Source organism: Hydrogenophilus islandicus (genome assembly GCF_054657095.1).
Genome location: NZ_BAAHXE010000001.1, coordinates 39,557 through 64,714, shown reverse-complemented (window position 1 = coordinate 64,714; position 25,158 = coordinate 39,557). Strand labels below are relative to the sequence as shown.

Below are 25,158 nucleotides of genomic sequence, written 5' to 3'. Positions count from 1 at the left end.
CACGCCCGCGTCAAGCAAGGGTCTCGGGTGACCGGGGAGCTTTGGCGGGCGGAGGTCTAACCCTTGTCATGGAGTTGATTCGATGAACGTTTCGATGCGTCAGCTGTTGGAGGCGGGTGTCCATTTTGGTCACCAAACCCGTTTCTGGAACCCGAAAATGGCACCGTTCATTTTCGGTGAGCGCAACAAAATCCACATTATCAACCTCGAGCATACCGTCGAGCGGCTGCGCCGCGCTACCGACTTCGTCCGGCGGCTTGCGCAGAACCGCGGTACGATTCTCTTCGTCGCCACCAAACGCCAAGCCAAAGAGATCATCGCCGAGGAGGCCGAACGGTGCTCGATGCCCTACGTCAATGAGCGGTGGCTCGGTGGCATGCTCACCAACTTCCAAACCGTCCGGCAATCGATCAAGCGCCTCAACGAACTTGAGCAGATGTTCGAAGATGGCACCGTCGCGCACCTCTCGAAGCGTGAGCAGTTGGGTCTTGAGCGGGAGATCGCGAAGCTCGAGAAAAGCCTCGGCGGGATTCGCGAAATGGAGCACCTGCCTGATGCCGTCTTCGTGATCGACGTGGGCCACCACAAGATTGCTGTTGCAGAAGCGAACAAACTGAGCATTCCGGTGATCGGTGTCGTCGACACCAACCACTCGCCCGACGGAATCGACTATGTGATTCCGGGTAACGACGACTCGGCACGTGCCGTTCGCCTCTATGCGCGCGCCATTGCCGACGCGGTGCTGGAGGGGCGGGCGATGGCCCTTGAAGAGGTCGTCACTGCGATCTCCGACGATTTTGTCGAAGTCGAAGGGGAAGCGGTTGAGGCGGTTGCCGACGACAATGGGGATGCGGAAGAGGTTTGACCTCCCCGGAAGAAATTGAACAGTGGCACGATCAAGGAGTTGTGATGACAGCGATTACCGCGCAAATGGTCAAAGAGCTGCGTGAGCGCACCGACGCACCGATGATGGAGTGCAAGAAGGCGCTTACCGAAGCGAATGGCGACCTCGCCAAAGCCGAAGAGATTCTGCGCGTTCGTTTGGGAAACAAAGCGGCAAAAGCATCGACCCGCGTCACCGCCGAGGGGGTCGTGGCGACCTACCTCTCTGGCGACGGCAAGCTTGCTGCGATGGTCGAGCTCAACTGCGAGACCGACTTTGTGGCGAAAAACGAAGAGTTTCAGGCCTTTGCCAAAAAGGTTGCCGAGTTGGTCGCAACCCGCAACCCGGCCGATCTCGACGCGTTGGCCCAGCTGCCGCTCGACGGCAAGAGTGTCGACGAGGTCCGCCGTGAGCTGATCGGCAAGATCGGGGAAAACATCACGATCCGCCGCTTTGTCCGCATCGAGGCCGAAGGGAAGGTCTTCCCCTACATCCATGGCGGGAGCAAGATCGGTGTCCTCCTCGATCTCGTCGGCGGGGATGAGGAGTTGGGTAAAGACCTCGCGATGCACGTTGCTGCGTTCAAACCCAAGGCGCTCGATGCGGCGGGCGTTCCTGCTGAACTGATCGAGTCGGAGCGGCGCGTCGCCACGGAAAAGGCGCAGCAGTCGGGGAAACCCGCCAACATCATCGAGAAGATGGTCGAAGGGGCGGTTCAGAAGTTCCTCAAAGAGGTGACGCTCCTCGGGCAAGGCTTTGTCAAAGACGACAAGACGACCGTCGAGCAGCTCCTGAAGAGCCGCGGTGCCCGGGTGGCGACCTTCGCGCTCTACATCGTCGGCGAAGGGATCGAAAAACGGACCACCGATTTTGCCGCCGAAGTGGCTGCGCAAGCAGCTGCGGCAAAAGGGTAACCGAGTAGGGGGCAGTTGATGACGCCGCAACCGGCCTACCGCCGAATCCTCTTGAAGCTCTCGGGCGAGGCGCTGATGGGCGAACGATCCTACGGGATCGACGAGGCTGTCGTCGGTCGCATCGTTCGCGAAATCAGCGAGGTTGCGGCGCTCGGTGTCCAGGTCGGCGTCGTGATCGGTGGCGGCAATATCTTTCGCGGGATGCAGGGGGCGGCAGGCGGTATGGACCGTGCGACCGCCGACTACATGGGGATGCTCGCCACCGTGATGAACGCGATGGCGCTTGCCGACGCCTTCACCCGTGCCGGCGTCGTGGCGCGGGTTCAGTCGGCGCTCCGGATCGACCAGGTCGTGGAACCCTACATCCGAGCGCGCGCGATCCGTCACCTCGAAGAGGGGCGGATCGTGATCTTTGCCGCCGGTACGGGCAACCCCTTTTTCACGACCGATACGGCGGCCGCGCTGCGGGGTGCCGAGATCGGTGCCGAGATCGTTCTCAAAGCGACCAAAGTGGACGGGATCTACTCCAGCGACCCAAAAAAGGATCCCCATGCCGAGCGCTTTGCCCGCATCTCGTTCGATGAGGCGATCCTGCGCAATCTCGAGGTGATGGATGCGACCGCTTTTGCCCTCTGTCGCGATATTTCGTTGCCGATCAATGTCTTTTCGATTTTCAAACCAGGGGCGCTCCTGCGCATCGTTTGCGGCGAAGATGAAGGGACGCTCGTTCATTCCTGAAGAGGGGTTCAAGCGATGAGCGTGGCAGAGTTGAAAAAAGACGCCGAACACCGCATGAAACGGGCGGTCGAGGCGTTGAAAGAGGAATTGACCAAAATCCGTACTGGACGCGCCCACACGGGGATTCTCGACCATGTGATGGTTGAGTACTACGGTTCGATGGTGCCGATTCCCCAGGTTGCGAACGTCACCCTGTTGGATGCCCGCACGCTCGGGGTCCAGCCGTGGGAAAAGAGCATGATGAGCAAGGTCGAAAAGGCGATTCGCGAAAGCGACCTGGGGCTCAATCCGGCGAACATGGGTGAACTGATTCGCGTGCCGATGCCGCCGCTCACCGAAGAACGGCGTCGGGAATTGACCAAAGTAGTCCGCCACGAAGGGGAGCAGGCGCGGGTCGCGGTGCGCAATGTCCGGCGTGACGTGATCCAGGCGCTCAAAGAGTTGCAGAAGAAGAAGACGCTCACCGAAGATGAGTTGCGGCGCGCCGAAGAGGAGATTCAGAAACTCACCGATCGTTATATCAAGGCGATTGACGAGGCGATTGAGAAGAAAGAAGCCGAACTGATGCAGATTTAGTGACGATTGTGCGCGCCTCGACCACCCTCACCATCCCTGAAGTCGGCGAAGTTCCCCGCCATATTGCCATCATCATGGATGGTAACGGCCGGTGGGCTACTGAACGAGGGTTGCCGCGCATCGAAGGTCATCGTCGCGGGGTGGAGGCGGTCCGGACGGTGGTTCGCCGCTGCGCCGAATTGGGGGTCGAGCAGCTCACCCTCTTCGCCTTCAGTTCCGAGAATTGGCGCCGACCCCCAGATGAGGTCCAGTTCCTGATGGGGCTCTTCCGGCTGATGCTGAAGCGGGAGGTGGCGCGGCTTGATCGTAACGCCATTCGGCTGCGGATTATCGGTAATCGCGAACCGTTGGGCGCAGAGCTGCGCCGGTTGATTGAAGCGGCCGAAGCGAAAACCGCCCATCACACGCGGCTCACGCTCAACGTTGCCGTCAATTATGGTGGGCGGTGGGATCTGCTCCAAGCGTTCAATCGGCTTTTGCTCGATCATCCCGAGCTCGCGGGTCGGGTGACCGAGAGTGACCTCTGGCCCTATCTGGCGCTCGGTGATGCGCCGGAACCCGACCTCTTCATCCGTACGGGTGGCGAGCAGCGGATCAGCAACTTTCTCCTCTGGCAGCTTGCGTACACCGAGCTCTACTTCACCCCGACCTACTGGCCCGATTTCGACGAAGCGGCGCTCGATGTGGCGCTCCAATGGTACCGGGAGCGGGAGCGCCGCTTTGGCCGCACCAGCGAACAACTTGTGGAGAAACTGGAGAGAGGGAAATGAACGAACTGATGGTCCGCACAGCCACCGCTCTTGTGGCTTTGGTCCTTTTTCTGTTGCTCGCCTTCTTTGCGCCGTCGTGGCTCTGGGCGCTCTTTATCTCCGGCGTGATTGGCTGGGCCAGCTGGGAGTGGGGGCGGTTGGTCAAGCTCTCGGCGATTGAAGCAGTGGGCTACGCGGGAGTCACCGTGGTGCTCCTTGCCGTGCTGTGGCGCACCAGCGGGATTGCGACCGGCTCCGTGGTTCCGCCCGTTGCCGCCGCGACGGTGATTCCCGCGCTCTTTTTCTGGGTGGCGATTGCTCCGGTGATCGTCCTCTTTCAGATGCGCTGGGGGTCGAAACTCTTGGGGTTGCTCCTGGGGTGGGTGACGCTCCTCGCGGCCGGGATTGCGGCGCTTGGGTTGCGGGAGGCGTCGGTCGGGCTCCTCCTTGCGGCGGTGACGCTTGTATGGGTGGCCGATACTGCTGCCTTCTTTGCCGGCCGACGGTATGGGGCGAAGAAGCTCCTCGAAGCGGTGAGTCCCGGAAAGACGTGGGCTGGCTTTTGGGGCGCATTGGGGGCGGTGGCGGCTTATGGCGCGATCCTCTATCCCCTGATCGGCCCCGGGCAGGGTTTCGTCGGCTGGGTCGTCGCGATGGTCGGGGTCGCACTTCTTGCGGTGGTGGGCGATCTTTTCGAATCGTGGCTGAAGCGCCTTGCCGGCGTCAAAGATTCCGGTTCGCTTCTCCCGGGGCACGGCGGTATTCTTGATCGGATCGACGCGCTCCTCCCCGTTTTGCCGATTGCGGCCCTCTGGTGGCTCCACTGGTGATCCCGGGGTCGTTTTTCTCTCGTCGTCAGCAAAAAAGGTGACGCGCGTGGTTGAGCAGCGGGTCGCCATTTTTGGCGCAACCGGTTCTATTGGCGCAAGTACCCTTGCGGTGATCCATCGCCACCCCGAGCGCTTTGCCGTGGTGGCGCTCACCGCGCACCGCCAATGGGAGGCGCTGCTGCCGCTCTGTGAAACCTTCCGCCCCCGCTGGGCTGCGGTGGTCGATCCCGAAGGGGCAAGGGCGCTTGAGGCGGCGCTGAGGGCGCGAGCGCTTCCCGTCGAAGTGCTCGCGGGCGAAGAGGCGCTCGTCGCAATCGCCGCATCGCCCGAGGTCGATACGGTGGTTGCAGGGGTCGTCGGCGGCGCGGGGCTCCCCAGCACCTACGCCGCGGTCGCCCACGGCAAACGGGTGCTCCTGGCGAACAAAGAGGCGCTGGTGATGACCGGTGCGCTCCTCACCGAAACGGCCGAGCGCACGGGGGCGGTTTTGTTACCGATCGACTCTGAGCACAACGCCCTCTTTCAGTGTCTCGCGTCGCTCGTGGTGCGCACGCCCGACGGCCGCTGGCGGCTGGAAGCAGCGGAGCAAGCGGTGCGGCGGCTGATCCTCACCGCTTCGGGCGGGCCTTTCCGAACACGGGACCCTGAAACCTTCGCCACGGTTACCCCGGAAGAGGCGTGTGCCCACCCCACCTGGTCGATGGGGCGCAAAATTTCGGTCGACTCGGCGACGATGATGAACAAGGGGCTCGAGGTGATCGAGGCCTTTTGGCTCTTTGGTCTGCCGCTGGAGCGCATCGAGGTTCTGCTTCACCCGCAGAGCGTCGTTCATGCCCTTGTGGAGTATCGCGACGGGACGGTGCTCGCGCAACTCTCAGAACCCGATATGCGGGTCCCGATCGCCCATGCGCTCGCCTGGCCCGAGCGGATCGCGTCGGGCGCAAGTTGGTTGTCGCTTGCGGAACGGGGGACGCTCACCTTCGAAGCGCCCGATTTTCGCCGTTTCCCCTGCCTGCAACTCGCGTTTGACGCGGCGCGCACCGGCGGCTCGGCCCCGACGGTGTTGAACGCGGCGAATGAAGAGGCGGTGGCCGCTTTTCTCGCGCGCACCTTGACTTTTGACCGCATTCCCGCGGTGGTTGCCGAAACGCTTGCGGCGTTACCCGCAACGCCGATCGCTTCCGTCGAGTCGGCGCTGGAGATCGACCGTGCGGCGCGAATCAAAGCGCGGCAATATGTCCAGCAGTGGAGTCGGTGATGGGGCTCCTGCACACGCTGGTGGCTTTCGTGGTGGCGCTCGGTGTGTTGATCCTTTTTCATGAACTGGGCCACTACGGGGTCGCGCGCGCCTTTGGCGTGCGGGTGGAGCGCTTCTCGATCGGCTTTGGTCGGCCACTCCTCTCGTGGCAGGATCGTCGTGGAACGGAGTGGGTCGTCGCCGGGATTCCGCTTGGCGGCTACGTCAAGATGCTCGACACCCGGGAAAAGGTGGTTCGCGACGAGGATCGCCCCTTCGCGTTCGATCAGAAGCCACCTCCCGTGCGGATCGCGATCGTCGCGGCGGGGCCGCTCGCCAACTTTTTGCTTGCTATCCTCTTCTACGCGGCAACCGCGGCGATCGGTGTCGATGAGCCGCTCGCCACGGTCGCGCCGCCTCCCGACTCACCGGCAGCACGGGTGGGGATTGCTGTGGGCGATCAGATCGTTGCCGTCGACGGCCGTCCTGCCGAGACGTGGCCACAGGTGCGCTGGGCCGTTGTCGAAGCGCTTGCCGATGGTCGCGATGCGCTCGAGGTGACCGTCGCAGGCAGCGACGGGGAGCGGCGCGTGACGCTGCCGCTTTCTGCGCTCACGCTTGACCCCGACGCTGGGGATCCGTTGCGCCAACTGGGGTTGGTCTCTGCCGCTACCCGCCTGCCGCCGGTGGTCGGCGCGGTGGCCCCCGAGAGCCCAGCGGCTCGGGCGGGGCTCCAGCCGGGGGATCGGATCGTCGCGCTCGACGGTCACCCGGTCGACGAGTGGCACGAATTGGTGGCGAAGGTGCGCGCGTTACCTGGGAAAGTCGTGACGCTGGAGTGGTTGCGGGGGGATAACCACCTGCAGGCGACGGTGGCGCTCGAAGCGGTGGGTGAGGGGAACGATCAGGTCGGTCGGCTAGGGGTGCAAGCCCCCTCGATGCTCACCACGCGGCGCGTCGTCTATTCGATCCCTGAGGCGATCGTCTATGGCTGGCGTAAAACAGCTGAAGCGACGCTCCTCACCTTGAAGATTCTGGCCAAAATAGTCGTCGGCGAAGCGTCGGTGAAGAATCTCTCCGGGCCGATCACGATCGCGGCGGCTGCTGGGCAGAGCGCGCAGTTAGGGGTGGCGCACTATCTGGCGTTTTTAGCGTTGGTGAGCGTGAGCCTTGCGGTGCTCAACCTCTTGCCGATCCCGATTCTCGACGGCGGCCATTTGCTGTATTATTCGCTCGAATGGGCGCAGGGGCGGCCGCTTTCCGAGCGTCTCCAGCTCTTGGGGCAGCGAATCGGAATGGCGCTCTTGGCGCTTTTGATGGGTATTGCGCTCGTGAATGACTTTCTCCGCTGGTTGGGTTGATCGATGAAAAAACCGTTTTTACCGCGCCGCTTTTCCCGCTGGACACGTCAGTCGGTTGTCGCGGCGGCGCTCCTCTCCTCGCTCTCCTCATGGGCTCTTGAGCCCTTCGTGGTGCGCGACATCCGCGTCGAAGGGATTCAGCGCGTTGAGCCGGGAACGGTCTTCAGTTACCTTCCCGTGCGGGTGGGCGAGCGAATCACCCCGGAGCTTGCCGACGAGGCGGTGCGCCGTCTCTTTGAAACCGGCTTTTTCCGCAACGTCTCGGTGCAGCGCGACGGCGATGTGCTCGTTGTCGTCGTCGATGAGCGGCCGGCGATCGGTGAGATCACCTTCAACGGCATGAAGGAGTTTGAACCCGAGCAGATCAAGAAGGCGTTGCGCGATCTTGGGATTGCGGAGGCGCGGATCTTTGACCCGGCGCTGGTGCGTCAGGCAGAGCAGGAGCTCAAGCGGCAGTACTTGGCGAAAGGGAAATACGCGGCGCAGGTTCGGGCGGAGGTCGTGCCGTTGCCCCGTAACCGCGTGGCGCTGCGCTTTGACGTCGTCGAAGGGGATGTCGCGAAGATCCGGGAGATCAAGATCGTCGGCGCCCAGGCGTTCAAAGAGAAAGATCTGCTTGAGCAGTTTCAGCTGACGACCCCGGGGTGGTTCACCTGGTACACCAAGGCCGATCAGTACTCGCGGGAAAAGCTTTCGCAGGATCTCGAAAACCTGCGAGCCTTCTACATGAACCAGGGCTACCTCGATTTTCGCATCGATTCGGCGAACGTCGCGATCTCCCCGGACAAACGCGATATCTTCATCACGGTGGCGATCCACGAAGGGAAACCCTACCGGGTGAGCGAAGTGAAGCTCACCGGCGATTTTCCGGTCCCCGCTGACGAGCTCGCGAAGCGCGTCGAACTCAAACCCGGGGAACTCTATTCGCGGGAGAAACTGGAGAAGTCGATTCAAGCGATCACCGATCGCATCGGCGAGGAGGGTTACGCCTTTGCCAACGTCGCGCCGATTCCGCAGATCGATCACGAAAAGCAGCAGGTTGCCTTCACGCTCGCGGTCGACCCCGGTCGGCGGATGTATGTCCGTCGGATCGATATCGCCGGCAACAGCAAAACCCGTGACGAAGTGATCCGCCGGGAGTTGCGCCAGCTCGAAGGGGAGTGGTACAACGTCGCCAAACTCAAGAAGTCGAAAGAGCGGGTGGAGCGGCTCGGCTTTTTCGACCAGGTTCAGGTCGACACCGACCCCGTCCCAGAGGTGAGCGACCAGCTCGACGTCAAGGTGCAGGTGAAAGAGCGCCCGACGGGTAACCTCATGCTCGGTGCCGGTTTTTCGAGCGCGGAAAAGTTGGTGCTCTCGGGTTCGATCTCGCAAGAGAACTTCCTCGGGACTGGCAAGGCACTCTCTTTTGGGGTCGACACCAGCAAATCGAGTCGCCTCTTTTCGCTCTCGTTTACCGATCCCTACTACACCGTCGATGGCGTCTCAGTAGGCTACGACCTCTACCACCGGACCTACGATCCGGCAAATTCCCGCTCGCTCTACATTTCAAACTACAAGACCAAGTCGCTCGGGGCTGGCATTCGCGTCGGTTGGCCCATCGCTGAAGAGGATCGGATCAACTTCGGTCTTTCGGTCGATCGAACCGAGATCATTACCTACCCGGATAGTCCCAAGCGGTACAGGGACTTCTGTGCTCCAGGGAGCGCCTACGACTGTAGCGGCCTGCTGACTTTGGCGGCGTCGGCGGGTTGGGCACGCGATACCCGGGACTCGCGCTTGATGCCGCACAAAGGGATCTACCAGCGCTTGGTGGGCGAGGTCGACCTTCCGCCGGGGGATGTAAAACTGTGGCGGATGATCGCACAGCATCAGCAATGGATTCCTTTCACGCGCAACACATCGCTGATGCTCAACGCCGAATTTGGCTATGAAAAGGGGTATGGCGGAAAGGCGGTGCCCTTTTACCGCAACTTCTACGCCGGGGGGATCACCACGGTGCGGGGGTTTGGCTCGTCGTCGATCGGGAAGAAGGATGAAAATGGCGACGCTTACGGCGGGACGCGGCGGTTGCTGCTGAACGCCGAATATTTCTTCCCGATGCCGGGAAGTGGCAAAGATCCGTCGTTCCGCTGGTCGGTCTTCGTCGACTCGGGTTATGTCTGGGGCGAGGAGGAGAAGATGCGGTTACAGGATCTGCGGGTCAGCACCGGTGTCGGCCTCACCTGGGTCTCGCCAATCGGGCCGTTGCGTTTTGCCGTCGGCGTCCCGGTGCGGAAAGACTTGAATGGGGTCAAGGATAAAACCGAGAAGTTCCAATTCCAGCTCGGTGCGGTTTTCTAACCTCTTTATTCCACCACGAAGGAGCATCATGAAACGTCGTTGGCATCACGCTTTGGTTGTCGTAGCCTTTTCGCTTGCGAGTTTCGCCGCATACGCGCAAGCAAAAATCGGCTTTGTCAATTCCGAACGGCTCATCAAAGAGGCCGCGCCAGCAGTTGCGGCGCAGAAACGGCTCGAAAAGGAGTTTGAACCGCGCGATCGCGAGCTCAAACGGATGGCTGATGAGCTGCAGAAATTGCAGCAGGAGCTTGACACCCGCGGCGCGTCGATGAGTGAGAACGAACGCCAGCGGAAAGAGCGGGCATTTGCCGATTTGAGCCGCGAATTCCAGCGCAAGCAGCGGGAGTTTCGCGAAGATCTCAACCAGCGCCGCAACGAGGAGCTCGTCCAGGTGCTCGATCTGGCGAACCAGGCGATCAAACGAGTCGCGGAGAAAAAGGATCTCGATATCGTCTTCCAGGAAGCGGTCTACGCGAGTCCGCGGATCGATATCACCGAAGAGGTGATCAAGGCGTTGGAAAACGTCCGCTAACCCTCTGTGATTACGGCTAGGGAACTCGCTGAGCGCCTCGGCGTTGCGTTACGGGGCGACGGCGAAGCGGTGATCGAGCGCATTGCGCCGCTCGAGGCAGCAGGGGCGGGGGCGTTGGCTTTTGTTGCCGACGCGCGCTTTTTGCCCCTTGCAGCAACCACTGAAGCGACCGTGATTCTCCTGCCCGAAGGGGTGGAGGCGGCCCTTTCGCCGACGATTCGCGCCGTGCTCTTCTGCCCCGATCCCTATCTCGCGTATGCGCGTGCGGCACAGTGGCTCTACCCAGCGCCACACTTTCCGTCGGGAATCCATCCGACAGCGGTGGTCGAGGGACGGGTTGCGGCAACGGCCCACATCGGCCCCTTGGTGACTGTCGCCGCAGACGCTGAGGTCGGCGAACGGGCGGTGCTCGAAGCGGGGGTGCGGGTGGGTCGTGGCGCGATCGTCGGTCCGGAGAGCTGGCTTGGGCCCAATGTGGTGGTGGAAGCGGGGTGTGTCGTCGGCGCGCGCTGCCGCATCCACGCGGGTGCGGTGATCGGCGCGGACGGCTTCGGCTTTGCCTGGGATCGCGCTGCTGAGCGGTGGGAGAAGATCCCGCAGGTGGGTCGGGTGGTGATCGGCGACGACGTCGAGATCGGTGCCAACACCACGATCGATCGTGGGGCGCTTGCCGATACCGTGATCGAGGCAGGGGTGAAGATCGACAACCTCGTGCAGATTGCGCACAACTGCCGCATCGGTCGCGCGACGGCGATCGCCGGCTGTGCGGGGCTTGCCGGAAGCACGGTGGTCGGGGCGCGCTGCCGGATCGGCGGCCAGGCGGGGCTTGCCGGCCACCTGACGGTGGGGGACGATGTGACGATCGGCGCCGCGACGCTGGTGACCAGCTCCTTGCCCAGCGGCGGCTTCTACGCGGGACATCTCCCGGCATTGCCCTACCGCGAGTGGCAAAAGAACGCGGCGTGGTGGAAGCGGCTCGCCGAGATCGGCCGGTGGTGGCAGCGCTTTGTCCGCAGCCATAGCGCCGTACCGGATCGCCACCACGCAAGCGCTGAACCCGACCATTTTCCCCAACACCCGGTCAAGGAAGAGCCATGATCGACATTCAAGAGATTTTGACCTATCTTCCCCATCGCTACCCCTTCCTGTTGGTCGATCGGGTGGTCGAGCTCGAGAAGGGAAAACGCATTGTGGCGCTCAAAAATGTCACGATCAACGAACCCTTCTTCCCCGGCCACTTTCCCAACCAACCGATTTTCCCTGGTGTCCTCATTTTGGAAGCGCTCGCGCAGGCTGCAGCGGTCCTTTCGTTCGTCACGATGGAGCGCAAACCTACCCCCGACTCGGTCGTCTATTACGCGGGAATCGACAAAGCGCGCTTCAAGCGGCCCGTCGTTCCCGGCGACCAGCTGCTGTTGGAGGTCGAGATTTTGCGCACGATGCGCCACATCTGGCGCTACGCCGCCCGTGCCCGCGTGGGTGAGGAACTCGCTGCTGAAGCCGAGATCCTCTGCGCATTGAAAGAGGGGCGGTGAGGGGAGAGCGCGTGGCGACAACGATCCACCCCACCGCGATCGTCGACCCCAATGCCCGCTTGGGCGACGGCGTCGCGGTTGGCCCTTACGCGATCATCGGCGCGAACGTGGCGATCGGCGACCACACTACGGTCGGCGCCCACTGCGTGATCGATGGCCACACCACGATCGGAGAAGGGAACCGCTTTTTCCCCTTTTGTGCGATTGGCCTGCCGCCGCAAGACAAAAAGTACCGCGGCGAGGTGACGCGCGTCATCATCGGCAACGGCAACACCTTTCGCGAATATTGCACCGTCAATAGCGGCACGGTTCAGGATCGGGGTGAGACGACGATCGGCGACGACAACTGGATCATGGCCTATGTCCATATCGCGCACGACTGCGTCGTCGGGTCGCACACGATCTTTGCCAACAATGCGACGTTGGGCGGACACGTCCGCGTCGACGATTGGGCGATCCTCGGCGGCTTTGTCGGGGTGCACCAGTTCGTCCGGGTCGGGGCGCACAGCTTCTGCGGCGTCGGGACGGTGCTCACCCAAGACCTTCCTCCCTACGTCACCGTTGCCGGCCACCCTGCTGCCCCCCACGGGATCAACAGTGAAGGGCTGCGGCGGCGCAACTTCTCGCCGGAGGCGATCGCTGCGATCAAGCGCGCCTACAAGACACTCTACCGCAAAGGGTTGTCGCTGCAGGAGGCGATCGCTGCGATCGAAAGCGAAAGCGCGAACCACCCGGAACTCGTGCCGCTCGTGACCTTCCTCAAGGAGCCGGGGCGCGGCATCGTGCGCTGATGAAGGGGCCAACGCTCGCACTCGTTGCCGGCGAAGCGTCGGGAGACGCGATCGCCGCACCGGTCGTCGTCCGGCTGCGCGAAAAGCGCGACCTCACCCCACTTGCGGTCGGCGGCGAGCAGCTCGCCGCGGCCGGCTGCGACGTGCGGTGGCCCTACGAGCTTCTTGCCGTCCACGGCTTTGCCGACGCCCTCCAACGCCTCCCGCAGCTCCTTCGCTTCCGCCGTACCGTTCTTCACACCTTTCTGAACGAAAAGGTGAGCCACTTCCTCGGCGTCGACGCGCCCGACTTCAACCTCGGTTTGGCGGCGAAGCTCCGAAAGAATGGGGTGCGCACTGCTCATCTCGTCAGTCCCTCGGTTTGGGCGTGGCGGCGCGGCCGGATTGCCCGTATCGCTCAAGCGGTCGAACTCCTCTTCTGTCTCTTCCCCTTTGAGCCGGCTTGTTACGCCGGAACGGGGCTTCGCGCCGAATATGTCGGTCACCCGTTGGCCGATACGATCGCCATGGAGCCCGATCGTGTGGCTGCGCGGGCGCGTCTCGGGGTGGCGCCGCAGCGGCCGGTCCTTGCGCTGCTTCCCGGGAGCCGTGCCGGCGAATGGGCGCGGTTGGGGGCGATCTTTTTCGCCGCGGCCGAGCGGGTGGCGCAGGTGGTGCCGGAGCTTGCCGTCGTCGTGCCGACGGCCAATGATCTTGGTGACCGTTGGGCAGAGGAGCTCGCACAACAGTGGTCAGGGCGGGCGTCGCTCCTCATCTCGCCGCGCGGCGCGCACACAGCGTTGGCCGCCGCCGACGTGGTTCTGGTTGCGAGCGGCACGGCGACGCTCGAGGCGGCCCTTTTCAAACGCCCGATGGTGATTGCTTACCGCGTCGCGCCGTGGCAATATCGGTTGCTGCGCCGGATGGCCTACCTCCCTTGGGTCGGGTTGCCCAACATCCTTTGCGGCGAAGCGGTGGTCCCGGAGCTTCTCCAGGATCAGGCAACGCCGCAGCGGCTCGCGGCAGCCGTGTTGGCGTGGTGGGATCGGCCAGCGGAGGTGGCGCGGCTCGCTGAGCGGTTTGCGGAACTCCATCGGGCGTTGCGCTGCAATATGGCCGAGCGCACCGCGGCGCTCCTTGCTGAGTGGCTCGAGGTGGAAGGATCAGGAGGGTAGCGCATTGGTGATCGAACCGTGGCAGATCGGTGTCGATGAGGTCGGGCGTGGGCCATGGGCCGGGCCGGTCTGCGCCGCGGCGGTGGTCTTGGGCGAGGGGTGGGCGATTCCCGGACTTAGGGACTCGAAGGCGCTCACCCCCGCGGCGCGCGAGCGCCTTGCACAGGGAATCACTGCCCACGCGTTTGGGGTGGCGCTCGGCTGGGCGAGCGTTGCCGAGATCGACACCCACGGCATCTGGCCGGCGACCGTTTTGGCGATGACCCGCGCGGTCGAAGCGCTCTTGGCGCGCTTTCCCGACGACGCGGTCCGAGAGCGGCTCTTGGCGCAGCCGATCGCGGTGGACGGCAATCGCCTTCCCCACTGGCCCTACGCCGCGCGCGCCGTCGTGCGCGGGGATGGATCGGTCGCGGCGATCGCTGCCGCGTCGATTGTCGCGAAGGTGGCGCGGGATCGCTGGATGGTCGCGCTCGACGAGCGTTACCCCGGTTACGGCTTTGCCCGGCACAAAGGGTATGGGACGCGCGAGCACGCGGCGGCGTTGGCGCGTCTTGGCGTGACGCCTGAGCACCGGCGGTCGTTTCGCCCCGTCGCCGCATACGTGAGAGTAGGAGATGGCCGATAACGCGGAGCGCATCACCTCGCGCGCCAACCCGCGCGTCAAGCGGTGGCGGGAGTGGATGACAAAGAGTAGCGTGCGGCGTGCGGCGCGCTGGGTGCTCCTCGAGGGGGCGCACCTTGTCGAAGCGGCGGTTGCCGCGCGTTGGCCCCTTGTCGACGTTTGGGTCGATTCGGGGGGCGAAGCGCGTTTTCAGCCGCTCCTCGCCCAGGTGGCCGCGCTTGGGATACCGGTGACGCGGGTGACGACTGAGGTCCTTGCAGCTGTTACCGAGACGACGACCCCCCAAGGGATCGTCGCCGAGGTGATCCCGCCCGAACCGCAGCTGCAACCCTGGGGCGACTGCGACCTGGTGATCGCCGATGGGATCCAAGATCCCGGTAATGTCGGGGCGCTCCTCAGGGTCGCGGCGGCGGCGGGGGTGCGGGCGGTGTGGCTCGCCCCCGGGTCGGCGCACGCGTGGTCGCCGAAGGTATTGCGTGCAGCGATGGGAGCGCACATGGTGGTGGCGATCTTCGAAGGCGAGGTGCCCGACGCGGTCTGGCAACCCTACGCCGCGCAAGAGCGGCTGATCGCCACGTCGCTCGATCGGGGAAGTCGCTCCTTTTATACGCTCGATTTGCGCCGTCCTGTGGCCTGGATCATGGGGAACGAAGGGGCGGGGGTGCGGCCCGTCTGGTTCGAACGCGGGGCCCTTTCGGCCCATCTGCCGCTCGCCCCGGGGGTCGAGTCGCTCAACGTCGCCACCGCCGCAGCCGTTTTCCTCTTTGAGGCAGAGCGGCAACGGCGTCTCGGCTCTTGTTGAAATGTCGAAGGAGTCTATTGATGCTACTGGTGATCTCTCCCGCCAAAGTGCTCGATTTCACGACGCCCGCGCCCGTAACGGCGCGGCACACGCCGCAATTCGTCGACCGCTCCGCGGTGTTGATCGAGGAGCTGCGGCGACTCACCCCCCAAGAGGTTGCGCGCTTGATGGACCTTTCCGATGCGCTCACCGCGCTCAACGTTGCCCGCTACCGTGCATGGCAGCTCGACCATACCCCTGAGAACAGCGTCGCGGCGCTCTTTGCCTTCAACGGCGACGTCTATGAGGGGTTGGCGGCACGGCAATTGTCACCTGCGGCGATCGACTGGCTCGAAGACCATTTGCGGATCCTTTCGGGACTCTACGGGGTGCTGCGGCCGCTCGACGCGATGCAACCCTACCGTCTGGAGATGGGCAGCCGGTTGGCCAACCCCGCGGGGAGCGACCTCTACGCCTTCTGGCGCGAGACGGTGACCGCGGCGCTCCGCGAACTCCTTGAGCAACGAGCGGCACGAGGGGAGCCCGCGGTGCTTGTGAACCTCGCGTCGCAAGAGTACTTCAAGGTGGTGGACAGCGGCGCGCTCGGCTACCCCGTCATTTCGCCGCAGTTTGAAGACGAGAAGGGGGGACGCTTCCGGGTGATCAGTTTTTACGCGAAACGGGCGCGGGGGTTGATGGTCCGTTTTCTTGCGGAGACGGCGATCGCGCAAGGGGGGAGGCTCGAGCCCGATGCGCTGCTTACTTTCTCCGCCGAGGGGTACCGCTACGTCCCGGAAGTCTCGACGCCCGAGCGACCCGTTTTTCGCCGGCGTGCGGCAAGTGAAATCCGGGAGAGGGGGTGAGCGCTACGCGTAGAACCAGAGCGGGAGTGCCAAGCCCGCGGTCATCGAGATCAGGTTGAGCTCAGGCAGCAGCACCGCTTTCGGGCGGTAACCGAGGCGCAAACCCGCCTCGCGCAGCATCAGCCGGTCGTTCGCGCCGTCGCCCGCGGCAAGGACCGCTGCAGCAGGGCAGCCGAGGCGGGCGCGGTGGGCGCGGATCGCTGCCTGTTTCGCTTCGGCGTCGACGATCGGGCCAACGAGTCGGCCGGTGAGTCGCCCGTTGCGATCGACCTCGAGCTGGTTCGCAAGGTGCGCATCGAACCCCAACTCGGCAGCAATCGGCGCGGTGAAGTGGGTGAATCCCCCCGAAACGAGGAGGCAGTAGGTCCCTTGCGCCTTGAGTGCGGCAACAAGCGCCCGCGCGCCGGGGTTGTAACGAACCGTTGTGTGAAAGATCGCCGCAAGCTCCGCTTCGGGGAGTCCCGCAAGGAGCGCGACGCGCTCCAAGAGCGCCGCGCGAAAGTCGAGCCTTCCTTCCATCGCCGCTTCGGTGATCCGCGCCACCTCGTTGCGCTTCCCCACCGCGGCGGCGATCTCGTCGATGCATTCGATCGCAATCAGCGTCGAATCCATGTCGGTGACAAAGAGGCGGACCGCAGCGAGCGACAGCCCCTCTTCCCACCACGCCCAGTCGCACCCGGCGGCGGCGAGCTCTAGGTCGAGCGTCGGGGTACGGGCAAGCGGCGCGGAGACCGCCAAAATCGCAGACGGCTCAGGGGGCATCGGCGATTGGCATTCTCCGTCCCCGTCATGGGTGGGCGGTGGCGTGCGCGGGTGCGTTGTCGCACACGGGAGTTCGACGAAAGGAAGCGCGCGCTCCGCGAGCCAACGGCGCGCTGCGGGGGTGGCGAGGAGCCGCAACGCAGCAGTCACGCCGCGAACCCCGTGCGCTGCCGCGAGGGAAGCACAGTGCGCAACACCTCGTGCGCGGTGCGGATCATCGTCTCGGTGGTTGCCCAGTCGACGCACGGGTCTGTGATCGAGCAGCCATAGCGCAACGCCGCACGCTCGGCGAGCGGCTGATTGCCTGCTTCAATGAAACTCTCGACCATGAAGCCGACGATCGACCCGTTCCCTTCGCGGATCTGGTGGACGATGTCTTTGAGGACGAGCGGCTGGTACTCCGGTTTTTTCCACGAGTTGGCGTGGGAGCAGTCGATCACGATGTTCGCGGGAAGTTTCGCCTTCCTGAGCGCCTCTTCGGCGAGCGAGACCGAGACCGAGTCGTAGTTGGGCCGTCCGCCGCCGCCGCGCAGCACCAGGTGGCCGTAGCGGTTCCCTTTGGTGCGGACGATCGCGGTGCGCCCGCTCTCGTCGATCCCGAGAAACGCATGGCGGTGCGACGCCGAAAGGATCGCGTTGATCGCCACTTCGAGACTCCCGTCGGTGCTGTTTTTGAACCCGACCGGGGTGGAGAGCCCCGAGGCCATTTCGCGGTGGGTTTGCGACTCCACCGTGCGCGCGCCGATCGCGGTCCAGCTGACGAGGTCGCCGTAGTATTGTGGGCCGATCGGATCGAGCGCCTCGGTCGCGGCGGGGAGTCCCAACTCATTGACCGCCAAAAGAAACTCACGTGCGCGCCGCATACCGACGTCGATGCGGAAGGAGTCGTCGAGAAACGGGTCGTTGATGAACCCTTTCCAGCCGATACTGGTGCGCGGTTTTTCGAAATAGACTCGCATCACCAGAACGATCGTCTCAGCCACTTCATCGGCGAGTGCCTTGAGGCGCCGGGCGTAGTCGAGTCCCGCGTCGGTGTCGTGAATCGAACAGGGACCAACCACGGCAAAGAGGCGAGGATCGCTCCCGTCGAGGATCGCGGTGAGTGCCTGCCGCGCCTGCGCAACGGTCGTTGCCGCCCGTTCGGTGAGGGGCAGGTCCTTTTTGATTTCGGCCGGCGAGGGCATCGGCTCGAAGGCTTCGATGTTGGTGTTTTCAAGCAGGTAGTGGATCATCGTCTCTCCCTGGTAGTAACTTTTGTGCAGTGCACTAGCGTACGAGCGATTTTACGCGATCACCTCGGGTTTGACCTCTTCGACCACTGCCGCCAAGAGCCGCTCCACCGCAGCGATCCGCTCCGCGAGGGTCGGGAACGATCCCGTGCGCACGAGGGTGTCGCCCCCTTTGAGCTGGACCGAGCGGTCGCTTTGGATCAGCCGAATCACCTTGGCCGGATCGACTGGCGCGCCCGCGGCAAAGCGCAGGGTGATGCGGTTGGGCGTGGCGTCGACCCGTGCCACCCGGTAGGGGGCAACCAGGAGCCGCAGGCGGTGGGTGGCGATGAGGGCTTGCGCGGGCGGCGGGAGGAGGCCAAAGCGGTCGATGAGCTCCGCTTTGAGCGCTTCCAGCGCCTCTGGGGAATCGGCATCGGCAAGTCGCTTGTAGAGGTCGAGGCGCACCGCGACGTCGGGGCAGTAGCTCTCGGGAAGGAGCGCCGGTTCGCCGACGGTGATCTCGGTGGTCGCGGCAAAAGCGGCAAGGAGCGAGTCGGAAAGCGACTGCGGGGTCTCCCCTCGTTGGCGTTGCGCGGGCCCTTTTCCTTGTTCCGCTTGGAGGCGACGCACTGCAGCGTGGAGGAGTTGCGCATAAAGGGCAAACCCGACCGATTCGATCGCGCCCGATTGCGCCTCGCCGAGAATCTCGCCTGCGCCGCGGATTTCGAGGTCATGCATCGCCAGCGTAAAACCACCGCCGAGGGACTCGGCTAGCGCGATCGCTTCGAGCCGCTTCGCGCCTGCGGGGGTGGGTTTCACGTGGGGGTCGGTCATGAGGTAGGCGAACGCCTGATGGTGGCTGCGCCCCACGCGGCCGCGCAGTTGGTGGAGCTGCGCCAGGCCAAAGCGGTCGGCGCGTTCGATCAGGATGGTATTGGCGTTGGGGATGTCGATCCCCGTTTCGATGATCGTCGTACAGAGGAGCAGCTGCAGCCGCTGATGGATGAAGTCGCGCATCACCCGCTCGAGCTCGAGTTCGCTCATCTGCCCGTGGGCGACCCCGATCCGGACGTTGGGGAGGAGCTTCTGGAGCGCCTCGAAGGTGTTGGCGATCGTGCGCACTTCATTGTGGACGTAGAAGACCTGCCCGCCGCGGCGCAGCTCCCGTGCGACCGCTTCGCGGATCAATGCGTCGCTCTTGGGGACGACGAAGGTCTTGACCGCGAGGCGCTTCGCGGGGGGCGTCGCGATCACCGAAAAGTCGCGCAGCCCTTCGAGCGCCATGCCGAGCGTGCGCGGAATCGGGGTGGCGGAGAGCGACAAGGTGTGGACATGGGCGCAGAAGGTACGGAGCGCCTCTTTTTGCCGCACGCCGAAGCGGTGCTCTTCGTCGATGATCACGAGCCCCAGCCGTGCGAAGCGCACGTCCGATTGAATCAGCCGGTGGGTCCCGATGATGATGTCGATTTTGCCCTCGGCCAACTCCTTGAGGGCCTCTTTTTGCGCTTTGCTGCTTGTGAAGCGCGAGAGTTCGGCGATCTTGATCGGCCAGCCAGCAAAGCGGTTGAGGAAGGTCTGGGTGTGCTGTTCGGCAAGGAGCGTCGTCGGGGTGAGGATCGCCACCTGGCGGCCGTTCATCGCGGCGACGAACGCGGCGCGAAGCGCGACTTCGGTCTTGCCAAAACCGACGTCGCCACACACCAACCGATCCATCACCTTGCCGGAGGTGAGGTCGTGCAGCACCGCGTCGATTGCCGCCTGCTGGTCGGGGGTGGTTTCGAAGGGGAATCCCGCGGCGAAGGCCTCATAGGCGGCCGGGTCGATCGTGAGGCGCTCCCCGGGGCGTGCTGCCCGCTCGGCGTAGAGGGCGAGGAGCTCGGCAGCGGTGTCGTGGGCTTTCTCCGCCGCTTTCCGTTTCTCCTTCTCCCACTGGCCAGAGCCGAGTTCGTGAAGCGGCACTGTCTCCGGGTCGGCACCGAGATATCGCCCGACGCGCTCCAGTTGCGTCACCGGCACGTAGAGCGCCGCGCCACCCGCGTATTCGAGATGGAGATACTCTGCTTCTCCCTCGGGGCCGCTCAGCCGCACGAGCCCGCGGTAGCGGCCGATGCCGTGTTCGAAGTGGACGACGGGGGCGCCGGGGGTGAGCTCCGTGAGATCGCGGATCCACGCCTCGGGGTCACTGGCAGTGCGCCTCTGTTTGCCACTTCGGGACGTACGCACGAGATGGGCGAAGAGCTCTGCTTCACCGAAGAGGGCGATGCGGTTGGCCGCGTCGAGGAAACCGCTCTCCACCGGCGCAACGGCGAGCGCAAGCGGCGGGCGCTCGCTTTGGAAGGTTGCCCAATCGGGTAGATCGGTGGGGGTGAGCCCCACCGCCGCGAGTCGCTCGCGCAGCGTCTCGCGCCGCCCTTCACTGGTGGCCACCAACAGAATCGACCAATCGCGGTGCGCGGCGCACCACGCGGCAAGCGCCGCTGCCGGTTGCGCCGCACGGGCGTCGAGCGCCACCGCAGGCATCGGCTCGCTCGCCGTGTCGGTGAGATCGACGCGCGCCACCGATTGGAGTCGCGAATGAAACGCCTCCGGCGATAGCAGCCACGCCTCAGGCGGGAGCAGCGGTCGATTGGGGTCGGTGTTGAGCAGCCGAAAGCGGTCGCGCGCTTCAAACCAGTCGGCCTCGAGCGCCTCGTGGATCGCCCCGTGGGTGACCCAGAGCGCGTCGGGGAGGTAGTCGAAGAGGGTCGCCGTCGTGGAAAAGAAGAGGGGGAGATAGTATTCGATTCCAGCCGGGAGGAGTCCTTGGCTTACGCTTTTATAGAGTGCGACGCGGCTCGGGTCTCCTTCGAACGTTTCGCGAAAGCGGCGGCGAAAGGTTGCCCGACCCTCCTCGTCGGTGGGGAACTCCCGCGCAGGCAAGAGGGCGATTTCGCTTACTGGATAGAGGGTCCGCTGTGTGTCGGGGTCGAAGGTCTTGATCGTCTCGATCTCGTCGTCGAAGAGGTCGAGGCGAAAGGGGAGTGTCGCCCCCATCGGGTAGAGGTCGATGATCCCTCCGCGGAACGCGTATTCTCCCGGGCGCAGCACCTGCGCGACCGGTTCATAACCGGCAAGAGCGAGTTGTGTGCGGAAGGCTTCGACGTTGATCCGCTCCCCCTGGCGGTAGTGGAAGATCCGCCCGGCGATAAACGCGGGGGGAGCGATCTGGGGCATCGCGGCGGTCACCGACGTGACGACGACATCGACCCGCTTTTGCGTGATCGCATAAAGCGTGGCGAGCCGCTCCGAGATCAGGTCCTGATGGGGAGAGAAGGGGTCGTACGGGAGCGTCTCCCAATCGGGAAAGTGGCCGACGCGCAACTCGGGGGCGAAAAAGGTGAGCGCCTCTTTGACCTGAATCGTCTCTGCGGCATTCGCGGCAAGAAAGAGGAGCGGCCCCTGATGGCGCGCCTTCAGCTCCGCGATGAGGAGGGGTAAAGACCCGGCAAAGGGGAGCGGAATACGCACCCGATCGCCTCGTTTCGGCAGATGAAAAGAGTCAGGAATCATGGGCGGGGATTATACCGCCCAGCCAGGTGCACACCTCGGTCGCAACGCGTCCCATCTCCTCGGGGGAGAGGAGATCGGGGTTGGCGCTTTCCGGAAGCTGCAGCCACACCTTGTGGGGGGAGGCGAGGAGCTGCCAGGCCGCCTCATTGGGGGGTTCCAGGGCGCTCCCTTTTCGGGTGATGAGTTGAACCGGAAGCAGCACCGACCGCAAGACCGCCGCGCCAGCAAGGTCGAGCCGCCCCATCGGGGCGCTGACGGCGAGAAAGCAGGTGGAATAGCGGCTCGCGAGCTTCAGGGCCGCGGCTGCCGCGTTGTCCCACCCCACAGCAACCAGGCGATCGGCAAGGGGGGCGAGAAAGGGCTGGTGGTCGACCCATTCCAGGGTTTTGCTGCACCGCTCGGCAAGTTCGCTGATCTGAAACCGTCGCTCTTCACTGTGGGCCGCTTCACTGGGTTCAATGAGAGCGACCAGGAGCGTTGCCCACCCTTGGGCTTTGAGGGGCTCGACCAGGGCAAAGAGCGGAAGGTCACTTAGGGAGGTCGCGCAGGTTGGGTCGAAGAGCAACGCTAAACCCACACACTCGTCGTGGTAGGCGAGTTCGGCGTCGAGCCACAGTCCGCGATCGATCTTGATGCCGACGTTGAGGTGGCGGTGTCTTTTGGTCGTCATGCGGCAAGGCGGATCGGAATGCGGCGATTGCCGAAATGGCCCGGTTGCGGCGCAAACCGCCCCTCCAGCGGACGGCCGCAGTGGGCGCACGTACCGTGCGGGGTCAGCCGGTAATGGGTGATCGCGTACCCCTCGCGTTCGATGAGTGGGGTCGAGCAGCCCGGGCAGTAGGTGGTGCTGCCGACGGGGTCCCAGACGTTGCCGGTATAGACGTGCAGCAGCCCCTCTTCGCGGGCAATCGCGCGAGCGCGGGTGAGCGTCGATGCAGGCGCCGGCGGAAGGTGGCGGAGCTTAAAATCGGGATGAAACGCCGTGAAGTGGAGCGGCACGTGCGGTGCAAGCGCATCGCGCACCCAGCGGGCAAGCGCACGGATTTCGCTTTCGGAGTCGTTCAGCGTCGGGATAATGAGCGTCGTGATTTCGACCCAGACCGCGGTGTGGTGCACGAGGTAGCGCAGCGTCTCCTTCACCGGTTCGATATGGCCACCGCAGTAGCGCTGGTAGAAGGTTTCCGAGAAGGCTTTGAGGTCGACATTGGCAGCGTCCATCACCCCGAAAAAGGGTTCATAGGCTTCTGGTTCGATATAGCCATTGGTGACCGCGACGGTGTAGAGGCCGGCGGCGTGCGCTGCTCGGGCACAGTCGATGGCGTACTCGGCAAAGATCACCGGGTCGTTGTAGGTAAAAGCGATCCCCGCAGCACCGGTCGCCTGGGCTGCGGCGACGATCGCTTCAGGCGTTCCCTCGTCACCGATCGTCTCATCGAGCGCTTTCGCGGCCGAGATCGACCAGTTTTGGCAATATTTGCACGCCAGGTTGCACCCCGCGGTGCCAAACGAGAGAACCGCTGTTCCGGGGTAGAAGTGGTTGAGCGGCTTTTTCTCGATGGGGTCGAGACAAAAACCGGTCGAACGGCCGTAGGTGGTAAGCACCATCTCGCCGCCAGTGTTCGCCCGCACCAAGCAGGCGCCGTGTTGCCCCGGGCGGAGCTTGCAACGGCGCGGACAAAGGGTGCATTCAAGGCGCCCGTCGGGGAGCGGACGCCAAAATTGGGCGGGATGGTTCATGACGCGCCTCCGTGGGGGAGTTGTGCGGGTTCATGCCACGCGGTGACGGTGTACCGCCAAGCTTGGAGCCCGGGCGTGGGACGATAGGGGTTGAGTCCCGCTTTACTCTTGAGCGCGGCAAGAAAATCTTCTGGGGAAGGGAGTTGCGACCAGACTTGGGGGAGAAAGGTAGCCCGGTAGGGGCCGGCGGCAATGATCAACCCGTCGCGGTGGGGGCGCAGTTGCGCGAGGAGCTCAGCTTCGTCGCGAAACAGAATCGCCTCGGGCGGGGAGAGGAGCGACACTTCGATCGCGATCTCCGGCCACTCCTCCAGGGTAAGGGGCGGGAAACGGGGGTCGGTAAACGCCGCAGCAAGCGCGTTGGCGCGCACGTCGTCGCGGAGCGGCCGGTGGGCTTCGAGGGAACCGATACAGCCGCGCAACGCACCCTTGCGCGTCAAGGTGACGAAGGTCGCACCAAAGTGATCAAGGCGGGGATCGTCGGGCAACGCCACCGTTTGGCCGGTGAGCGCCTCACTGATCGCGGCACGGGCATGGGCAAGGAGCACCTGCCCCAACCCGTCGTCGATCACAAAAGGGGATTCTCTGCGGGTTGTGGTCATGGGCTCCCTTTCAATGGACCGGCCGCTGGGCGCCGTTGGGCTCTTCGAACCACGCGATGCTCGCATAGCCAACGACGCGATCGCGCGGCCCTTCGGTATCGGCGCTCGTGCCGTAGGCGACGAGCTCGGGGGTCAGGCGATGGCGCTGTGCTGCAAGCAGGAGGCCGTCGATTGCTGCCGAGCCACACGCATCGTCCGGTTCGAGCGTCGCGTCGAACGAGAGAATCCGCGCAACCGTCTGCTGATCGAGTCTTCGCGCCTCGTGGTCAGGGTGGTAGTGCGAGAGGTCAGAGCTGACGACGATGAGCGTTTCGCTTCCACCCCACAGCATCGACATCACCTCGGCGATGGTTTTGGGATCGACCCAACCGACGACGAAGGGGACGATGGTGAAGTCGCGCAACAGCTGCTGCAAGAAGGGCAATTGGACTTCGAGCGCATGTTCGAGGAGATGGGCGCGCTCGTTGCGGCTCACCTCCGGGTGTTGCAGCGCCACCGCCGCGGCAGCGACATCGACCGGCACATCCCCCAACGGGGTACGAAAGAGCGACGTCTCGGGAAGCGCTAACCCCAAAACGGGGACACGGTGGGCAGGGCCAAAAAGCACCACGCGCTGGATGCGGTCAGCAAAAGGGGCGAGTAACCGGTAGCCTTGGGCGGCAACAGGACCAGAATAGATGTAGCCGGCGTGGGGCACGATGAGCGCTTTCAGCGGGTGCGAAGGGAGTCGTACCGGTGCACTCTGTCCAAGCAGCGCTGCGACCTGCGCCGCGAGCGTTGTCGGGTCAGAGGGGTAGAAGAGACCGCTTACCGCGGGTTGCCGGATCGTGGCGGTTCGACTCATGGCGGGCCTATCCTCAATCAGGGATAGTACCAATATAGCGCCAGAGTTACCCAATTTCCAGAGGAAAATCGGCCCAGCAGTTGGGGGTCTCAAAGATTCGGACCCGCGCAAGCCGCAACCGCTCCCCGTAACGGGCGCGAAAGTGGGGGGCTAGCGTTTCGAAAGCGATCCGGGCCAGATTCTCCGCAGTGGGGATCGAATCGAGGAGAACCGTGCGGTGGTGGGGCAGGACCGAAGTGATCGCCGCGGCGACCGGATCGTCGCGCCAAGCAAGGAAGGCGTGGTCCCAGTGGCCGATGAGGTGGTCCCACGCGATTCTCTTGACGTCGCCAAAGTCCATCACCATCCCCCGTTCCGGAGACCCTGGGGTTTCATCGAGCGTCCCGACGAGCGTCAGTTCGAGCACATAGCGGTGGCCGTGCACGTGCCGGCAGAGGCTACGGTGGTCGGGAATGCGATGGCCGGCGTCGAACTCGAGGCGTCGGGTGATGGCAAAGAGCCCGCCATCTTGCGGCGAAAGAGAGGCGGGCACGGAACCACTCAT

The 25,158-nt window shown here is 64.2% G+C and carries 25 protein-coding genes; 17 read left to right on the top strand and 8 right to left on the bottom strand.

Translation table 11 applies throughout. The annotated features are described in order from the left end of the window. Positions 1–82 precede the first annotated feature (82 nt). Genes rpsB through yaaA form a run of 17 tightly spaced genes read left to right on the top strand, consistent with a single transcriptional unit; the run spans position 83 to position 15,909 of the window. Positions 83–865 (top strand): 30S ribosomal protein S2, encoded by a 783-nt coding sequence (gene rpsB / locus ACYQ6T_RS00325; RefSeq protein WP_459826315.1) that lies wholly within the window; start codon positions 83–85, stop codon positions 863–865. Between the two features lie 44 nt (positions 866–909). Next, positions 910–1,797, top strand: coding sequence for a translation elongation factor Ts (gene tsf, locus ACYQ6T_RS00320; RefSeq protein WP_459826313.1), 888 nt, complete (start codon positions 910–912; stop codon positions 1,795–1,797). Positions 1,798–1,815: 18 nt separating this feature from the next. Then, complete coding sequence (pyrH, locus tag ACYQ6T_RS00315) at positions 1,816–2,535, top strand: UMP kinase (RefSeq protein ID WP_459826311.1); 720 nt, start codon at positions 1,816–1,818, stop codon at positions 2,533–2,535. Positions 2,536–2,550: 15 nt separating this feature from the next. After that, complete coding sequence (gene frr, locus ACYQ6T_RS00310) at positions 2,551–3,111, top strand: ribosome recycling factor (protein WP_459826309.1); 561 nt, start codon at positions 2,551–2,553, stop codon at positions 3,109–3,111. Positions 3,112–3,116: 5 nt separating this feature from the next. Further along, a complete protein-coding gene (gene uppS, locus ACYQ6T_RS00305; protein ID WP_459826530.1) occupies positions 3,117–3,881 on the top strand; it encodes a polyprenyl diphosphate synthase in 765 nt (254 codons plus the stop codon). After that, on the top strand, positions 3,878–4,690 hold the full coding sequence (locus ACYQ6T_RS00300; protein WP_459826307.1) for a phosphatidate cytidylyltransferase: 813 nt from the start codon (positions 3,878–3,880) through the stop codon (positions 4,688–4,690). Before uppS ends, ACYQ6T_RS00300 begins: the two co-directional genes overlap by 4 nt. A gap of 46 nt (positions 4,691–4,736) precedes the next feature. After that, on the top strand, positions 4,737–5,948 hold the full coding sequence (locus ACYQ6T_RS00295) for a 1-deoxy-D-xylulose-5-phosphate reductoisomerase (RefSeq protein WP_459826305.1): 1,212 nt from the start codon (positions 4,737–4,739) through the stop codon (positions 5,946–5,948). Next, entirely contained in the window at positions 5,948–7,288 is a 1,341-nt protein-coding gene (gene rseP / locus ACYQ6T_RS00290) for an RIP metalloprotease RseP (RefSeq protein WP_459826303.1), read from the top strand. The genes ACYQ6T_RS00295 and rseP overlap by 1 nt, the downstream gene beginning before the upstream one ends. A 3-nt stretch (positions 7,289–7,291) precedes the next feature. Continuing rightward, positions 7,292–9,631 (top strand): outer membrane protein assembly factor BamA, encoded by a 2,340-nt coding sequence (bamA, locus tag ACYQ6T_RS00285; protein WP_459826301.1) that lies wholly within the window; start codon positions 7,292–7,294, stop codon positions 9,629–9,631. A 28-nt stretch (positions 9,632–9,659) separates the two neighbouring features. Then, a complete protein-coding gene (locus ACYQ6T_RS00280; RefSeq protein ID WP_459826299.1) occupies positions 9,660–10,163 on the top strand; it encodes an OmpH/Skp family outer membrane protein in 504 nt (167 codons plus the stop codon). Positions 10,164–10,169: 6 nt separating this feature from the next. Further along, on the top strand, positions 10,170–11,261 hold the full coding sequence (gene lpxD, locus ACYQ6T_RS00275; protein WP_459826297.1) for a UDP-3-O-(3-hydroxymyristoyl)glucosamine N-acyltransferase: 1,092 nt from the start codon (positions 10,170–10,172) through the stop codon (positions 11,259–11,261). Beyond that, positions 11,261–11,698 (top strand): 3-hydroxyacyl-ACP dehydratase FabZ, encoded by a 438-nt coding sequence (gene fabZ, locus ACYQ6T_RS00270; RefSeq protein WP_459826528.1) that lies wholly within the window; start codon positions 11,261–11,263, stop codon positions 11,696–11,698. Before lpxD ends, fabZ begins: the two co-directional genes overlap by 1 nt. A gap of 11 nt (positions 11,699–11,709) precedes the next feature. Continuing rightward, positions 11,710–12,489, top strand: coding sequence for an acyl-ACP--UDP-N-acetylglucosamine O-acyltransferase (gene lpxA, locus ACYQ6T_RS00265; protein WP_459826295.1), 780 nt, complete (start codon positions 11,710–11,712; stop codon positions 12,487–12,489). Next, positions 12,489–13,643: a lipid-A-disaccharide synthase gene (lpxB, locus tag ACYQ6T_RS00260; RefSeq protein ID WP_459826293.1), complete on the top strand. Its 1,155-nt coding sequence runs from the start codon at positions 12,489–12,491 to the stop codon at positions 13,641–13,643. Before lpxA ends, lpxB begins: the two co-directional genes overlap by 1 nt. Positions 13,644–13,650: 7 nt before the next feature. Further along, the gene (locus ACYQ6T_RS00255) at positions 13,651–14,268 is read left to right on the top strand and encodes a ribonuclease HII (protein ID WP_459826291.1); all 618 of its coding nucleotides are present in this window, start codon (positions 13,651–13,653) and stop codon (positions 14,266–14,268) included. Next, entirely contained in the window at positions 14,258–15,067 is an 810-nt protein-coding gene (locus tag ACYQ6T_RS00250; RefSeq protein ID WP_459826289.1) for a TrmH family RNA methyltransferase, read from the top strand. The genes ACYQ6T_RS00255 and ACYQ6T_RS00250 overlap by 11 nt, the downstream gene beginning before the upstream one ends. Positions 15,068–15,087: 20 nt before the next feature. After that, on the top strand, positions 15,088–15,909 hold the full coding sequence (gene yaaA / locus ACYQ6T_RS00245; RefSeq protein WP_459826287.1) for a peroxide stress protein YaaA: 822 nt from the start codon (positions 15,088–15,090) through the stop codon (positions 15,907–15,909). A gap of 3 nt (positions 15,910–15,912) precedes the next feature. Here the strand turns inward: yaaA and serB are convergent, their stop codons facing one another. Genes serB through ACYQ6T_RS00205 form a run of 8 tightly spaced genes read right to left on the bottom strand, consistent with a single transcriptional unit; the run spans position 15,913 to position 25,158 of the window. After that, positions 15,913–16,821: a phosphoserine phosphatase SerB gene (gene serB, locus ACYQ6T_RS00240; RefSeq protein ID WP_459826285.1), complete on the bottom strand. Its 909-nt coding sequence runs from the start codon at positions 16,819–16,821 to the stop codon at positions 15,913–15,915. Continuing rightward, a complete protein-coding gene (locus ACYQ6T_RS00235) occupies positions 16,818–17,903 on the bottom strand; it encodes a 3-deoxy-7-phosphoheptulonate synthase (RefSeq protein WP_459826283.1) in 1,086 nt (361 codons plus the stop codon). Before ACYQ6T_RS00235 ends, serB begins: the two co-directional genes overlap by 4 nt. A gap of 51 nt (positions 17,904–17,954) precedes the next feature. Next, positions 17,955–21,431, bottom strand: a complete 3,477-nt coding sequence (gene mfd / locus ACYQ6T_RS00230; RefSeq protein WP_459826281.1) for a transcription-repair coupling factor — start codon at positions 21,429–21,431, stop codon at positions 17,955–17,957. Then, positions 21,421–22,101 (bottom strand): hypothetical protein, encoded by a 681-nt coding sequence (locus tag ACYQ6T_RS00225; protein WP_459826279.1) that lies wholly within the window; start codon positions 22,099–22,101, stop codon positions 21,421–21,423. Before ACYQ6T_RS00225 ends, mfd begins: the two co-directional genes overlap by 11 nt. Continuing rightward, a complete protein-coding gene (gene amrS, locus ACYQ6T_RS00220; protein WP_459826277.1) occupies positions 22,098–23,168 on the bottom strand; it encodes an AmmeMemoRadiSam system radical SAM enzyme in 1,071 nt (356 codons plus the stop codon). The genes ACYQ6T_RS00225 and amrS overlap by 4 nt, the downstream gene beginning before the upstream one ends. Next, positions 23,165–23,770 carry an AmmeMemoRadiSam system protein A gene (gene amrA / locus ACYQ6T_RS00215; protein WP_459826275.1) on the bottom strand — a complete coding sequence of 202 codons (606 nt, stop codon included), beginning with the start codon at positions 23,768–23,770 and terminating at the stop codon, positions 23,165–23,167. The genes amrS and amrA overlap by 4 nt, the downstream gene beginning before the upstream one ends. A 10-nt stretch (positions 23,771–23,780) precedes the next feature. After that, positions 23,781–24,614 carry an AmmeMemoRadiSam system protein B gene (amrB, locus tag ACYQ6T_RS00210; protein WP_459826273.1) on the bottom strand — a complete coding sequence of 278 codons (834 nt, stop codon included), beginning with the start codon at positions 24,612–24,614 and terminating at the stop codon, positions 23,781–23,783. Between the two features lie 46 nt (positions 24,615–24,660). Continuing rightward, positions 24,661–25,158, bottom strand: a complete 498-nt coding sequence (locus ACYQ6T_RS00205) for a 6-pyruvoyl trahydropterin synthase family protein (RefSeq protein ID WP_459826271.1) — start codon at positions 25,156–25,158, stop codon at positions 24,661–24,663.